The sequence below is a fragment of the Leeuwenhoekiella obamensis genome (assembly GCF_055391795.1).
This window is the reverse complement of the sequence record NZ_AP029251.1, coordinates 614,628-628,713: the sequence shown is the minus strand read 5'-3', so window position 1 is coordinate 628,713 and position 14,086 is coordinate 614,628. Positions and strand designations below refer to the sequence as shown.

Here is a 14,086-nt window from a genome sequence, read left to right as displayed (position 1 = left end):
AGACAAATTTGGGATTACCTTAATAGCTGATGGTTAATACCTTTATTACTTTTAAAATAAAATTAAAGCTATGAAAACTAACAGAATATTAGCCGTTGCATTTGCAGCAGCCGTTGCCGTTTCTTGCGGAAACAGAGAAACCCAAAAAGACGAAGAGGTTAATGAAATAGGTATGGAGTCACAATCTACCACGCCAGAAGACATGTATCAAACCTCAGGAAGTGAGGATGACGTGATGAGCGTTGAGGATCAAAAAGAGATCGCTGATGCTAAGAAAATAATCAATGATTTCTACATGAATCCGGGATCGCGTGATGCTTTTGATACAATGGCGGCCAATAGCAACCGTGGCGATTATGCTGATTTCACAAAGAAAAACAGCAATTATGAAAGCATGAAAGTAACCTTTACAGACGATCCTATCGTACAAGGTGAAGAAGTTACTTTGCCCATAAGAGTTGTGGGACTTACTAAAAATGGAAACAGCGAGACCTATAGCGGTAAAGCTGTTTTAAAAAGAGGTAGCGAAGAAAACGCAAGCTACCAGATCACAGAACTAGACCTTGATCAAGAAACAGATCTGTAAATCGACGATCATTATAAAAAAGAAAGCCGTTGCATTTGCGACGGCTTTTTTATTTGTTTTTTACGCTTTCGCGAAAAGGAATCTTACTTACTCCAAGAAACCTTTTTCTTTCATCCACTCATCATTGAATATCTTGCCTACGTATCTACTACCATGATCATGAAATAGAACAACCACGACATCATCAGGTTTGAAATGTTCTTTTAATTGCAACAATCCTTTTATCGCTGCACCAGCGCTATTACCAAGAAACATTCCCTCTTCTTGCGCTAATTTTCTTGTATAGATCGCGGCGTCTTTATCTGTCACTTTCGTGAAACCATCAATAATATCAAAGTTTACATTCTTAGGTAGAATATCTTCACCGATACCTTCAGTGACGTACGGGTAAATTTCGTTTTCATCAAACTCACCAGTTTCATGATACTTTTTAAACACCGAGCCATACGTATCTACACCCCAAATCTTGATATCTGAATTTTGTTCTTTTAAGTATTTCCCTACTCCGCTGATGGTTCCTCCGGTTCCTACGCCCACAACAAAATGTGTGACTTTACCATCCGTTTGTTCCCAGATCTCTGGGCCGGTGGATTCATAATGTGCTTGTGTGTTTCCTAGGTTGTCATATTGATTCACGTACCAAGCATTGGGTCGTTCTGCCGCTATACGTTTTGCAACGCTGTAATAACTCTCTGGATCATCTGGAGCGACTTCTGTGGGACAAACAATGACTTCTGCTCCCATTGCTTTAAGCACATCCATTTTTTCTTTGCTTTGCTTATCACTCAAGGTGCAAACTAGTTTGTAACCTTTTAAAACCGCTGCAAGGGCTAGACCCATTCCGGTATTTCCTGAAGTTCCTTCTACTATCGTTCCGCCGGGTTTGAGTTTTCCTGAGGCTTCTGCTTCTTGTATCATCTTAAGCGCCATGCGATCTTTTACAGAATTCCCAGGATTAAAGGTTTCATACTTTGCCAAGACTAAACAAGGTAATTCTTCAACTAACTTATTCATCTTTATAAGTGGTGTATTCCCTATTGTTCCCAGAATATTTTCAGCGTATTTCATGCAGTGATTTTCTCAAATATAATATTTTGAGTACAGTCTGCTTATGGGTTTAAGAAGGGTTTAGGATTGTGGTTTTGATCAGAAAATATGTCGGTGTCCTTTTCGCGAAAGCGAAAAACTACTCAAACTTAATAGTCTTAACCGGCGAGATCCTTGTGATGATATACGAAGGGATCAACAACATCGCCGCACACAGTAAAAAGGTGCCTACGTTAAGGATCAAAATATAATCCCAACTGATGTAAACGGGCGCTTCTGTAACATAATACGTCTCTGGGTTAAGTGAAATTATGCCTGTATATTTCTGAATAAGCAGTAAACCAACGCCGATGATATTACCCCAAAAAAGGCCAACAAGCACAAGATAAAGCGCGTTGTACATAAAGATCTTACGCACGCTCCAGTTGTTACTTCCCAGCGCTTTGAGCACGCCTACCATACGGGTGCGCTCTAAGATAAGTACGAGCAAAGCTACGATCATATTAATACCCGCGACGATGATCATCACCACGATGATCAAGGCGATATTAAAATCAAAAAGCGATAACCACTCAAAAATGGAATAGTATTTCTGCGCAATGGTCATACTGTTTAACGTAGAACCTGTGCTTTGATAGACTTTATTCCCAATGGCTTCGAGGTTATCAAAATCGTCTACAAAAACCTCAAAGGCGCCCACTTGATTTTCATCCCAGCGATTAAGGTTTTGCACCTGCTTGAGGTCTGTAAAAATGAAGCTCTGATCAAATTCTTGAAAACCACTTTCAAAAATACCTACGATATCAAAGCCACGACTTCTAAAGCTGCCATCTTCTTTTAAGAAATACACAACGATCTTATCGCCATTCTTAAAACCTAGCCGATTCGCGATATAACCACTCATCAAGATCTCACGGCTTATACCATCTGCTCCATACTCTGGCAGGCGGCCGGCAACAAGAAATTCTTGCATGTAATCCCAGTGGTAATCCTGCCCTACACCTTTTAAAATAATACCTTCAAAGTCGGTCGCGGTGCGTATCACACCCGCTTTTGTCGCTGTGGCTTGCACATGAGTAACCTCAGGCACTTCTTTAAAATCTGGATAGAACGGCTGGTTAATATCTACCGGATTAAGCGTTACGTCGCTTTGATTGCCATCAAAATTAGAAATGATAATATCGCCGTTAAAGGCAGAGACCTTTTCGCGTATTTTCTGCTGAAGGCCCACACCTGTTGCGATGGTGATCATCATCATGACCAAGCCAAGAATAATTGCTATGATCGCGATTTTAATTATAGGTGCCGAAGCAGTACTTTTATGCTTACCGGCGCGGATGATGCGTTGGGCTATGAAATACTCTAAATTCAATCCAGCTATGGCGTTTAATTTGCCCAAAATTACCCTTTTATTAGGAATCACCGCAATGATTTCGTGTGCAAACGGAGTAAAAGATGATAGACAAAAGATAAAAGACAATAGACCTGATTCTATAAAAACGGAAAATACTCTTGCTCAAAGTCAAAAGTCGTCAATCGTAAATCAAGAAATCATTCTAGGTGCCAACCGAACGGAAGATTACATCCCTTTATTGCAAGGCAAACGCATCGGGATCGTGGGCAACCCTAGTTCGCTGATCTTAAAAGCAGACGGAGAGACATACACCCATCTTGTAGATTCGTTGCTTTCGCGAAAGCTAAACATCGTGAAGGTCTTGTCTCCAGAGCATGGTTTTCGTGGTACTGCAGATGCTGGCGAAAAAGTAAAAGATGGCAAAGACCCAAAAACCGGATTGCCTATCGTCTCATTGTATGGTAACAACCGCAAGCCCAAAGCTGAGCAAATAAAAGATCTAGACGTGCTTGTTTTTGACATTCAGGATGTGGGTGTGCGTTTTTACACCTATGTTGCGACCATGCATTATGTGATGCAGGCTGCCGCCGAAAATGATATTGAAGTGCTCGTCCTAGATCGCCCCAACCCTAACGGAAGTTACGTAGACGGCCCTGTGATGGAAGCTGCACATACCAGCTTTTTAGGAATGCATGCCGGCGTGCCTTTAGTTCATGGGATGACCGTGGGCGAATACGCAAAAATGATAAACGGCGAAGGCTGGTTAGGCGATGGCCTTACGGCAAAATTAACCGTGATACCAATGAAAAATTACAATCACGATCTAACGTATTCTTTACCTGTGAGACCGTCTCCCAATTTACCGAATGATCAAAGCATTAACCTCTACCCTAGTTTGGGATTGCTTGAAGGCACAAACTTAAATGGAGGTCGCGGTACAGAGATGCAATTTCAGATTTTAGGTTCGCCATATTTACCAGCAGAGCAATATACCTTTAGTTATACGCCTAAGCCTAACTTTGGCAGTAAAAGTCCAAAGCATAATGGTGAATTGTGTCACGGTATAGATTTGCGCGATGTACCACAAATGCACGAAGTAAACTTAAGTTGGATCATTGATGCATACAATGCTCATTCTAAAAAAGAAGATTTTTTCCTCACCAGCGGCTTTACAAAACATGCAGGTACTGAAACTTTGCAAAAGCAAATTGTGAGCGGCATGAGCATGGATGAAATAAGAGAAACTTGGCAAGCCGGATTGGATGCGTTTAAAAAGATTCGTGCAGAGTATTTAATGTATGAGTAATCGTAGAAATATAATAGGTGCAGTATTTGTCTTTCTACTGTATGTGGCATTTTTCTACTTTAGAAATATGTTTAACAGCATAGAGCTTCCAGATCCTATGTCTGACGGTCAAGCCGGAATAGGCATCGCCGTGGTAGGTTTACTTTATATGGGTGTGGCTTTATTAGCTTTGCTTACAGGAGTTATATTTTTGTCCGTTAGCATCTTTAGAAAAAAACGAAGCACTACTCTTTTTCACATGCTTACTTTTCTAGTCTTTGTTTTACCACTGTGGTACTATTTTGAATTTATAGTGCTTGATTAAAAGGTTGTGATCCTGCCTGCCACTTTTCATACACTCCTCATACACTATCCATACTTTATCCATACACCATCCATACACTATCTACGCTATAACCACGCTATAACCATACTTGGCACATTCTTTGTTTGAGTTTTTAAGACCAATGATCATTTACTAATCTTAAAACAAATCAATTATGAATTTAAAATTACTTATTGCACTGCCGTTTTTAATATTCTCTACCTTATGTTTTTCTCAAGAAGAAGTTAGAAATATTGAAGAGAATAAACTTAATAGTTACACCTGGACAAAAGAGATCACGATAGAAAAAGTAAAGAAATTTGAGCGTAGTGAGATCATTCAGATCTATCAAGACTCTACTTTGCAAACAGTCGTTTCACATTATAAACATGGTAAATATGGCGAATTACAGCTTGACAAAGAAACGATCATTAAGGATAAAGATTTTTGGTTAAAGGTTGAGAAATACCATTTAAAGAATCTCGCTGATGAAGAAAATATCTCCTACAAATTCAAATCCTATGAAAATATTGAGTCTGGAAATAATGAAGCGACTTTAGTCTACAATAAACCAGAATTTTTAGGTGATACAGAAGATTACTATTTTACTATCAACGATGGTAAGATGACAAATCATTTTAAGTATTCAAATCCTGACTTCTTAATTAAAATATTTCCAGAGATTGACGAACTTCAAAGTATTGTCTCAACACTAGATCTTGTGCGTAAGGAAACTGGTTTTTGGAGCGAGGATTAGATCTTTTAATAGTACCTTTCGCAAAAGCCAAAATAAATCACATCTATTATCTAGATCAATCCTAGGAATCCCATTTTGGCGAAAGCCAAAACACAATATCTTTCTTAAATTTGCTTCTGCAAAAGCGGCATGAATAAAACCGCTTGCCAGTAGAGGATCTTATGGAAGAAAAGAATTTAGTTCGCATCAACAAATATTTTAGCGAGATAGGTTACTGCTCACGCCGTGCGGCAGATAAACTTATTGAGCAAAACCGTGTGACCATTAACGGTAAACCGGCCGAAATGGGAAGCAAAGTTTCGGCAGATGATGTGATTAAATTAGACGGGAAGGTAATTGCTGGCAAAGACACTGCTCCTGTGTATATCTGCCTTAACAAGCCCCGTGGCATTGTTTGTACTACAGACACGCGCCGTGAGAAAGACAATATTATAGACTTTATCAATTTTGGCGAACGTATATTTCCCATCGGTAGATTAGATAAAGACAGTCAGGGATTAATTCTCTTGACTAACGATGGTGATATTGTAAACAAGATCCTGCGTGCGCGCAACAATCACGAGAAAGAATATCTGGTTACGCTTAAGCGCCCTATTGAAAAAGGTTTTATCAAAAAGATGAGCAATGGCGTACCGATCTTAGGCACCATCACGCGCAAATGTCATGTAGAACAGATCGACAAAATGCGTTTTAAGATCATACTTACACAAGGTCTTAACAGGCAAATTCGACGTATGTGCGAATATCTGGGCAACGAGGTAGACCGCCTTGAGCGCTTGCGCATCATGAACATTAAGCTTGACACTCCGCTAGGAAAATGGCGCCACCTTACAAGCAAAGAACTCAGCGATCTTAATGCTTTGCTGCAAGATTCGGCAAAGACTAATGAGGGTATAGTATAGCGATCGTATTGATCGAGGCTGTTTTTATTTGGCTTAAAGCCAAAAGAACAGCATCCCACCGCATACGTATGTGTTAAAATAACATATTTAACACTTTAGTGAAATGGCTAAATTAGCAGCATAAACCCTAGCTAATTATATCCTTATCGCATGCGCTTACAAACTACGCTTTTATTTCTTTCACTATTCTCTTTATTAAGTTTAAACACCACCGCACAAGATCAAGAAACTGACCGTGAGAAAGATGATCTTAAAGGTCCTGTTATGGTGCTTACTCAAAGCTCATATAAAGCTAAAAAAGAAGGCGATAGAGTGATAAAGGGAAGTAGGTATTTACAACCCTGGGAATCTGACAAGCAATATGTTTATGATAAGGAAGGCCGTAAAATAGAGTCATATGATCTAGGCTTAACAGGTGTAAAGAATAAATACACGAATAAATATGCAGGCGATAAACTTATTGAAGCTGCTTCATATAGAGGTGAAGATCAGCTTGAACACACCTTTGTGTATACCTATAATGATGAAGGAAATTCAATGACCTATCAAAGAATTGATGCTAACGGAGAAAAAGGATTTAAAAGATACTCTATTTATGATTCAGAGGATAAGCTCTTAGAGCTTGGCTCTTTTGAATCAAACGGCGACCTATATTCAAGAAACATTAGAGAATATGACGATAATGGCAATTGCATCTCAAACGATCGCTACAGTGGTCCTCTTGAAGAGTTAGTAAGCACCACAACATTTACCTACGACAATAAAAACCAACTCACAAAAAAGGTAACCCTTAATCCAGACGGCAGTATTAAAGAGCAAGTTTTCTACAGGTATAATGAAGAAGGTAAATTGCAGGACGAAGCAACCTTTGATGGTAATAAAAATCTAAAAGGCGGGGATTCTTATAAATACGATACTAAAGGCAATGTAACTGGCCATATTGATGTAAAACCCATTAAAGAAAATAGCGTTCGCCTAGACAAAACCTATGATCCTAATGGTAATGTTACTTCTTCAAAAACTAGACTTTTAAGCGGCCAGAAAATAGGCAAAGACCACAGGTATACATACACCTACGATGCATACGGCAATTGGATCACAAGGATCACCTTTGAAGATGAAGCACCTACCCGTTTCATAGAGCGAGACATTAAGTATTATGAGTAGGTTTATGATGTTTTTCTTTTGGCTTTAAGCCAAAAAATCTCAGCCTCAAAGGCTTAGCAATTCCTGCTTTATTAGGGGGTTTTTCTTGATGGTTTGGGCTAATTTTGAACCTACATTCATCATCAATCACACATGAAAAAATTTCTTCTGCTTAGCATTTTTATGCTAACACTTTCTGGTTTTGCTCAAAATATCACAGGCGTTATCACAGATGAAAAAGGCAAACCTATTGCCGAAGCTAATATTATAAGTAAAGCAACTGGCAATCATACACACACAGATGATCAAGGTAACTTTATCTTTGAAGATATTGATACAGGAGATAGGCTACAAATCTCACATTTAGGTTTTGTAACTCGTACTATTGAGATAGAAAACAATACTGATGATCTTACTATCATTCTATATTCTAAATCACTTGATCTAGACGAAATCGTCATAGAAAAGAATATTAACGCACTGCATATCATTACTGATATTGATCTGCAAACTACGCCTGTAAATTCTTCTCAAGATGTTTTGAGAACCGTTCCTGGTCTGTTTATAGGTCAGCATGCAGGTGGCGGTAAAGCCGAACAAATTTTCTTACGTGGTTTTGATATAGATCATGGTACAGATATTAATATTTCGGTAGATGGCTTGCCGGTAAATATGGTCTCTCATGCTCATGGTCAAGGATATGCAGATCTGCATTTTGTAATACCAGAAACTATTGATGCTATAGATTTTGGCAAAGGACCTTATTATCAAAACAAAGGAAATTTTACTACAGCAGGATATGTAGATTTTCAAACTAAAGACAGACTAGAAAATAGCGTTATCAAAGTAGAGGCTGGACAATTTAATACGCAGCGATTAATGGGAATGTTCAATGTTCTTAATACAGCAAAACACAGCGCTTACATCGCCTCAGAATATCTCGCAACAGATGGACCTTTTGATAGTCCGCAAAACTTTAACCGCATCAACGTTTTTGGTAAATACACAGGTTACATAAATAATACAGATCGTCTAGGGTTTACCATATCTCATTTTACTAGCGATTGGGACGCAAGCGGACAAATTCCGCAACGCGCTGTAGATAGTGGCTTGATAGGTCGTTTTGGTGCTATTGATGATACTGAAGGCGGCGAGACTAGCAGAACAAATCTCATAGTGAATTATGATAAATTCATCGATGAGAATTCTTCTATTAAGAACACGGTTTTTATGAGTAAGTATGACTTTGAACTGTATTCTAATTTCACTTTCTTTCTTGATGATCCCATCAATGGTGACCAGATCAAACAAAAGGAAAGTAGAACTATCTATGGTGTTAATTCTGAGTATAGAAGAAACTTCAATATAGGGGATGCAGATGGTATTTTAAACGCTGGGCTAAGCCTTCGCAATGATCAAAGTGAAGATAACGAGTTAAGCCACACTTTAAACAGAACTGAAATACTGGAGCGCATCGCTTATGGTGAAGTGAATGAAACCAATATGGCTGCCTATGTAGGTGCAGATTTAAATCTTGGTAAATGGACGTTTAATCCATCCTTGCGATTAGATTATTTCAATTTTCAATACAATGATCAATTGCAACCATTGTATCAAACACAAACAGAGACAGAAGCAATTGTAAGCCCTAAATTAAACATCATTTATCATCAAAATGATGATCTGCAATTTTATCTAAAAACCGGTAAAGGCTTTCACTCTAATGACACACGCGTGGTTGTTGCTCAAAATGGCAAACAGATCTTACCCGCAGCTTATGGTTTTGACGCAGGTTACATCTGGAAACCTTCTTCAAAACTGCTTGTAAATATGGCATATTGGTATTTGTATTTACAGCAAGAATTTGTGTATGTAGGTGATGCAGGCATTGTAGAACCAAGTGGTAAAACACGCAGACAAGGTGTGGATGTAAGTTTACGCTACCAGCCATTATCCTGGCTATTTTATAATATTGATGCAAATTACACGCACGGCAGAGCGATTGAAGAAGCCGCCGGCGAAGATTTTATTCCGCTTGCGCCAGATTTTACTATCACCTCTGGACTTAGCGTAGTACACCCATCTGGGATTTATGGCGGTGCACATTTACGATTTATGGATGACCGTCCCGCAAACGAAGATAACAGCATCGTCGCAGAAGGTTACACCGTTGTTGATCTTAACGCCGGTTACAAGTGGAATAATCTCAATTTCGGTATACAGATCCAGAACCTTTTTGACACGGCATGGAACGAAACTCAATTCGCCACCGAGTCACGTTTGCAAAACGAATCGCAGTCTGTTGAAGAAATTCACTTCACGCCAGGAACTCCGTTTTTTGCTAAGGCAAGCATTGAGTATAGCTTTTAATATTTCGCTGCAGCGAAAAGAAAAATACTATATTATTTACATCAATATTTTTCTTGCTCTCCACGCTGTGGTTTAATTTTGCGATCGTGAAAAATCTTCTGATCATAATTGCTTTGACAGTAATCCTAAGACCAGCGCTGCCTGTTGTGGATTATATCATTAATTATGATTACATCAGTGAAGTACTTTGTGTCAATAAAGACAGACCAGAGCTTGAGTGTAACGGTAAGTGTTATTTGATGCAATCTTTGGCAAAAGCCGCTGAAAAAGAAAACGATCAGAAAAAAGACAACTCGGTTAAAAAAGTCGAGATTCCCACGCTATTTAATGAAACTATCGATGCGCCTAAACTTCAGGTTGCTGTTGATAGTCATTCAGATAATTTTCCTGATGGTGCAGATCAATACAAGCACCTAGACAGTTCAAATTTCTTTCATCCGCCTATCGCTTAGGTGACTTAAAAACAATCAGACAATGAAAATTTTTAAAAATTACCAGGTATTGGTTTTGGGCTTGACCCTGGCATTTACCTCTTGTGCGAGTAATGATGAAAAGATCGAGGAGTATAACACACTCTTTGGGCAGATCATGCAAGTACACGACGAGGTGATGCCTAAGATGATGGATATTTCTTCATTAAAGGGAGAGCTACAAAACCGTGCAGAAAGCGATACAACGGCGACTGCTTCTTACAATGAGGCGATCTCTAAACTAGATGAGGCTGACGCGCATATGGAAACTTGGATGATGGAGTTTGCGGACGAATTTGTCTCTACTAAATCCAAAGTTCAATCCATGAGCGAAGAAGAACTTAACGCAGTTATCGCTGGTCTTAAAGCTGAGCTTGACGAAGTGAACGAAGTTAAAAGCAGCATTAACACGAGTATCGACAACGCAAAATCCCTGGTGCAATAAAGCACTTTAATGCGAATTATTTGGCAGGCTATCGCCTTGCTGATCCTTCTTAACCCTGTATTTCCTGTGGTGGAGTACGTGCTAAACTATGAATACATTAGCACAGAACTCTGCGAAAACAAGGACAAGCCAGAGCTTGAGTGTAATGGTAAATGTTACCTCATGCAATCGCTCGCAAAACAGGCAAGCAAGGAAAATGACGGCAATAAAAAAGGTTCCCGTTTACAACTAGACGAGCGCACATTGCTTTATTTTAAAGACTATGTGACCTCCTGGACGCCTTTTACGCAAGAACAAAATTGGGCTAAAACAGCAGATGTGTATGCTGCTGAGTACACCTATCTGTTTGCCCGCAAGCAATACAGACCACCCATTGTGTAAGCATATTTTTTTATACAGATATGGCTTTCGCCAAAAGCGCTAAGCCCGAATAAACTATGCTTAATTTTTAATAAAACACAATGATCACTAAATATTTAAAACCCCTTTTACTAGTTGCCCTATTAAACCTTTCTGCTTGTTCATCTAGCGATGATGATATGAGCGAGATCTCTGGATCAAACGATCTAACCCTTGAATTTGATAATGGCGTTGCCGGCGATGATCTTCTTCTAAGCTCAAGCACGTATACAAACTCTAATGGCGAGACTTTAACCATCGATAGGTTTAATTATATCGTGAGCAATTTTGTTCTCGTGGATGATATGGGTAATGAATATACCTACCCTAAAGACGAGAGCTTTTTTGTGATAAGCGAGGAGAATAACAAAACTCAAGTTGTACTTAAAGATATCCCTGCCGGGAAATATACTCAGATCAAATTTGGTGTAGGTGTAGATCAAGAAAAGTATCTGCAAGGCGCCGAAGGTCAAGGAGATTTTCTTACAGAAGCCGAAGAAAATGAAATGATGTGGTCCTGGCAAGCGGGTTACAAGTTCTTGAATTTTGAAGGTTCTTTCACTTCTGCAACAGTAACCGAATCTACTGATTTTAAGATCCACATGGGAAGCCACGGCACTGCGTTAGACAACTATAGAAGTGTGAGTGTAAATCTTCCTAGTGAGGCGCTTGTGAGTGATGCTCTTAGCCCGGTGGTACATTTTGCAGTAGATGCAAATAAAGTACTAGACGGCAGTACAAAGATCAAACTATCAGAAGCTGCTGTAGTAATGGTTGACGAAGTTAAAAGTCCGCAGATCGCTGTAAACGCAACACAGATGTTTACCGTAGATCACGTGCACAATGGCGAAAATGTGGATCACTAAAAATAAGCTTGCCGCAATACGCTAGTCCTATTGCGGCAACTATTTAATCTTATGAAAAGATTACTATACACATTAGCCATTTTCTCCATATTTTCTTGTTCAAAAGATGATGGAGAATACATTGAACTCAATAAGGATCTGGAGGTGAATATCCCTGCGAACTTCCCTCCTATTGCTTATGATCTTAGTGCAAATCCTCCTACTGAGAAAGGCTTTGAACTTGGTAAAAACCTATTTTATGACGGTAATTTATCAGCAAACGGATTTATAAGCTGTGGGTTTTGTCACGAGCAGCGATTTGCCTTTACACATCATGGTCATCAATTTAGTCATGGCATTGATGATAAAGAAGGAATTCGAAATGCACCGGCGATACAGAATATGGCTTTTCTTAAAGAATTTGCTTGGGATGGTGCTACGGCACATTTAGACCTTTTTCCCATTATTCCCATTACAAATGAAGTCGAAATGGGCGAGACCATGAGCAGCGTGCTTAACAAATTAAAAGACGACAGTGATTACCAGCACCTTTTCGCGGAAGCGTTTGAGAACGGCGAAGTGAATAATGAGAATTTCTTAAAAGCATTATCGCAGTTTATGGTGATGATGATCTCTGCAGACTCCAAATACGACAAGCATGTGCGCAGTGAAGCCGGTGGAAATTTCACTGAAATAGAATCGCAGGGCTTGGATGTTTTTGAGAACAAATGCGCCAGTTGTCATGCAACTGATCTGTTTACTGATAACAAATTTCGCAATAACGGACTTCCTCCTAACCCTAACATCAACGATCTGGGACGTGCAGAAGTTAGCGGTAGCGCGGCAGATAACTACAAATTCAAAGTTCCCAGCTTGCGTAATGTGGCTGTTACCGCACCGTATATGCACGATGGGCGCTTTGGGAGTTTAGAGAGCGTGCTTAATTTTTATAGCCATGGCGTGCAGGATAGCGAGACGCTAGATCCACAACTTAAACAAAATAATTCTTTAGGGATTGAACTTAGCGAGGAAGATAAAACTGCTTTGATCGCATTTCTCAATACGCTTACAGATGATAACTTTTTAAATGATGAACGATTTGCAGAATATTAAAAAAACGGGAGTCTCATTATTGATCGTATTGATCTCCTTTTCGCTTAAAGCGAAAACTACACCGCTAGATTCTATACCGTCTCCCAGTGCATCCTTGCTTGCATTGTATGATATGTATGAAGAATGCGACGTGTGCGGATGCGGCAGCAGCGGCGGCGGAATGGGCTACGGCACAATTGGCGATTCAAACTTTATAGGTGTGCGGTACATCAATCAGCAATACCGTTCTCGCGACGGAATTTATAATAACAGCCCGTGGATCGATGAGCATTTTAACACAATGCAATTATGGAGTCAAGTGCCGCTGGGCGAACGTTTTTCAGTGAATGCGATCGTGCCTATACATTTTCATAGCAGAGCGTTAGTTGACGGTAGCGATCAAGAAATAAGCGGTCTGGGTGATGTGAATATTTTAGCATCCTACAACTTGATACAAACAAAAGACACCCCTTTTGTCCCTGATGAAAATGCAATTAAACACAGTCTTTCTATAGGCGCTGGACTCAAATTACCTACCGGTAGTTATAACCGTGAGAATAATACCGGCAGCGTAAATCCCAGTTTTCAATTAGGTACAGGAAGTTGGGATATTTTACTGGCAAGTAATTATTCTGTGGGTTACAAACAATTTGGAATGGGCGTGCTAGCGAATTATGTGATCAAAACTGAGAATAACGAGCAGTATCAATTTGGCAATCAGTTTAATTATGGTGTGAATTTCTTCAGGAGATTTGAGAATATGCGCATGCACTCTTACATACCGGTGATAGGTCTTGCTGGTGAGGTTTTTGGTGAAAACCAAAGCTATGGCATCGCTGTACAAGACACTAAGGGCAATGTGCTTTTTGGCAGGCTGGGCTTTGAAGCAGACCTGGGTATTTTTAACACGGGGATCAATGTGATGCTACCGCTCGCACAAAATCTTAATGACGGCAATGTAGAAGCTAAGAGTAGAATTGGTGTGCATTTTAATTATAAAATATGATCTGGCTTTCGCCAAAATGCTGATGTAAAACAAAGAAGCCTTACATTTTTGTGATGT

The 14,086-nt window shown here is 39.5% G+C and carries 15 protein-coding genes; 13 read left to right on the top strand and 2 right to left on the bottom strand.

Annotation, left to right across the window (positions count from 1 at the left end):
• Positions 1 to 70 precede the first annotated feature (70 nt).
• Entirely contained in the window at positions 71 to 586 is a 516-nt protein-coding gene (locus ACZ5L8_RS02845; protein WP_464439625.1) for a hypothetical protein, read from the top strand.
• 87 nt (positions 587 to 673) lie between these two features.
• On the opposite strand, the gene ACZ5L8_RS02840 is transcribed toward ACZ5L8_RS02845, so the two are convergent.
• Positions 674 to 1,654: a PLP-dependent cysteine synthase family protein gene (locus ACZ5L8_RS02840; RefSeq protein ID WP_464439624.1), complete on the bottom strand. Its 981-nt coding sequence runs from the start codon at positions 1,652 to 1,654 to the stop codon at positions 674 to 676.
• A gap of 118 nt (positions 1,655 to 1,772) precedes the next feature.
• Positions 1,773 to 3,005 (bottom strand): ABC transporter permease, encoded by a 1,233-nt coding sequence (locus ACZ5L8_RS02835; RefSeq protein WP_464440909.1) that lies wholly within the window; start codon positions 3,003 to 3,005, stop codon positions 1,773 to 1,775.
• Positions 3,006 to 3,012: 7 nt separating this feature from the next.
• Here ACZ5L8_RS02835 and ACZ5L8_RS02830 point away from each other — a divergent pair, with 7 nt between their 5' ends.
• From ACZ5L8_RS02830 to ACZ5L8_RS02775, 12 genes are all read left to right on the top strand, one after another.
• Positions 3,013 to 4,293, top strand: coding sequence for an exo-beta-N-acetylmuramidase NamZ family protein (locus tag ACZ5L8_RS02830; protein WP_464439623.1), 1,281 nt, complete (start codon positions 3,013 to 3,015; stop codon positions 4,291 to 4,293).
• The gene (locus ACZ5L8_RS02825; RefSeq protein WP_464439622.1) at positions 4,286 to 4,597 is read left to right on the top strand and encodes a hypothetical protein; all 312 of its coding nucleotides are present in this window, start codon (positions 4,286 to 4,288) and stop codon (positions 4,595 to 4,597) included. Before ACZ5L8_RS02830 ends, ACZ5L8_RS02825 begins: the two co-directional genes overlap by 8 nt.
• A gap of 175 nt (positions 4,598 to 4,772) precedes the next feature.
• Positions 4,773 to 5,354: a hypothetical protein gene (locus ACZ5L8_RS02820; protein WP_464439621.1), complete on the top strand. Its 582-nt coding sequence runs from the start codon at positions 4,773 to 4,775 to the stop codon at positions 5,352 to 5,354.
• A gap of 161 nt (positions 5,355 to 5,515) precedes the next feature.
• The gene (gene rluF / locus ACZ5L8_RS02815) at positions 5,516 to 6,256 is read left to right on the top strand and encodes a 23S rRNA pseudouridine(2604) synthase RluF (RefSeq protein ID WP_464440907.1); all 741 of its coding nucleotides are present in this window, start codon (positions 5,516 to 5,518) and stop codon (positions 6,254 to 6,256) included.
• 150 nt (positions 6,257 to 6,406) lie between these two features.
• On the top strand, positions 6,407 to 7,423 hold the full coding sequence (locus ACZ5L8_RS02810) for a hypothetical protein (RefSeq protein ID WP_464439620.1): 1,017 nt from the start codon (positions 6,407 to 6,409) through the stop codon (positions 7,421 to 7,423).
• 132 nt (positions 7,424 to 7,555) lie between these two features.
• Positions 7,556 to 9,772, top strand: coding sequence for a TonB-dependent receptor (locus ACZ5L8_RS02805; RefSeq protein ID WP_464439619.1), 2,217 nt, complete (start codon positions 7,556 to 7,558; stop codon positions 9,770 to 9,772).
• A gap of 86 nt (positions 9,773 to 9,858) precedes the next feature.
• Positions 9,859 to 10,224, top strand: coding sequence for a hypothetical protein (locus ACZ5L8_RS02800; RefSeq protein WP_464439618.1), 366 nt, complete (start codon positions 9,859 to 9,861; stop codon positions 10,222 to 10,224).
• A 22-nt stretch (positions 10,225 to 10,246) separates the two neighbouring features.
• Positions 10,247 to 10,687 (top strand): hypothetical protein, encoded by a 441-nt coding sequence (locus ACZ5L8_RS02795; RefSeq protein ID WP_464439615.1) that lies wholly within the window; start codon positions 10,247 to 10,249, stop codon positions 10,685 to 10,687.
• A 9-nt stretch (positions 10,688 to 10,696) separates the two neighbouring features.
• Positions 10,697 to 11,068, top strand: a complete 372-nt coding sequence (locus tag ACZ5L8_RS02790) for a hypothetical protein (protein WP_464439612.1) — start codon at positions 10,697 to 10,699, stop codon at positions 11,066 to 11,068.
• 80 nt (positions 11,069 to 11,148) lie between these two features.
• Positions 11,149 to 11,952: an MbnP family protein gene (locus ACZ5L8_RS02785; protein WP_464439610.1), complete on the top strand. Its 804-nt coding sequence runs from the start codon at positions 11,149 to 11,151 to the stop codon at positions 11,950 to 11,952.
• Positions 11,953 to 12,003: 51 nt separating this feature from the next.
• Positions 12,004 to 13,044, top strand: a complete 1,041-nt coding sequence (locus ACZ5L8_RS02780) for a cytochrome-c peroxidase (RefSeq protein ID WP_464439608.1) — start codon at positions 12,004 to 12,006, stop codon at positions 13,042 to 13,044.
• On the top strand, positions 13,019 to 14,029 hold the full coding sequence (locus tag ACZ5L8_RS02775) for a transporter (protein ID WP_464439606.1): 1,011 nt from the start codon (positions 13,019 to 13,021) through the stop codon (positions 14,027 to 14,029). Before ACZ5L8_RS02780 ends, ACZ5L8_RS02775 begins: the two co-directional genes overlap by 26 nt.
• Positions 14,030 to 14,086 lie beyond the last annotated feature (57 nt).

Coding starts and splice junctions, on each gene's coding strand:
- ACZ5L8_RS02805 (WP_464439619.1), top strand. CDS start 7,556: ATGAAAAAATTTCTTCTGCTTAGCATTTTTATGCTAACACTTTCTGGT.
- ACZ5L8_RS02830 (WP_464439623.1), top strand. CDS start 3,013: ATGGCGTTTAATTTGCCCAAAATTACCCTTTTATTAGGAATCACCGCA.
- ACZ5L8_RS02845 (WP_464439625.1), top strand. CDS start 71: ATGAAAACTAACAGAATATTAGCCGTTGCATTTGCAGCAGCCGTTGCC.
- ACZ5L8_RS02795 (WP_464439615.1), top strand. CDS start 10,247: ATGAAAATTTTTAAAAATTACCAGGTATTGGTTTTGGGCTTGACCCTG.
- ACZ5L8_RS02825 (WP_464439622.1), top strand. CDS start 4,286: ATGAGTAATCGTAGAAATATAATAGGTGCAGTATTTGTCTTTCTACTG.
- ACZ5L8_RS02785 (WP_464439610.1), top strand. CDS start 11,149: ATGATCACTAAATATTTAAAACCCCTTTTACTAGTTGCCCTATTAAAC.
- ACZ5L8_RS02775 (WP_464439606.1), top strand. CDS start 13,019: ATGATGAACGATTTGCAGAATATTAAAAAAACGGGAGTCTCATTATTG.
- rluF (WP_464440907.1), top strand. CDS start 5,516: ATGGAAGAAAAGAATTTAGTTCGCATCAACAAATATTTTAGCGAGATA.
- ACZ5L8_RS02790 (WP_464439612.1), top strand. CDS start 10,697: ATGCGAATTATTTGGCAGGCTATCGCCTTGCTGATCCTTCTTAACCCT.
- ACZ5L8_RS02780 (WP_464439608.1), top strand. CDS start 12,004: ATGAAAAGATTACTATACACATTAGCCATTTTCTCCATATTTTCTTGT.
- ACZ5L8_RS02840 (WP_464439624.1), bottom strand. CDS start 1,654: ATGAAATACGCTGAAAATATTCTGGGAACAATAGGGAATACACCACTT.
- ACZ5L8_RS02820 (WP_464439621.1), top strand. CDS start 4,773: ATGAATTTAAAATTACTTATTGCACTGCCGTTTTTAATATTCTCTACC.
- ACZ5L8_RS02810 (WP_464439620.1), top strand. CDS start 6,407: ATGCGCTTACAAACTACGCTTTTATTTCTTTCACTATTCTCTTTATTA.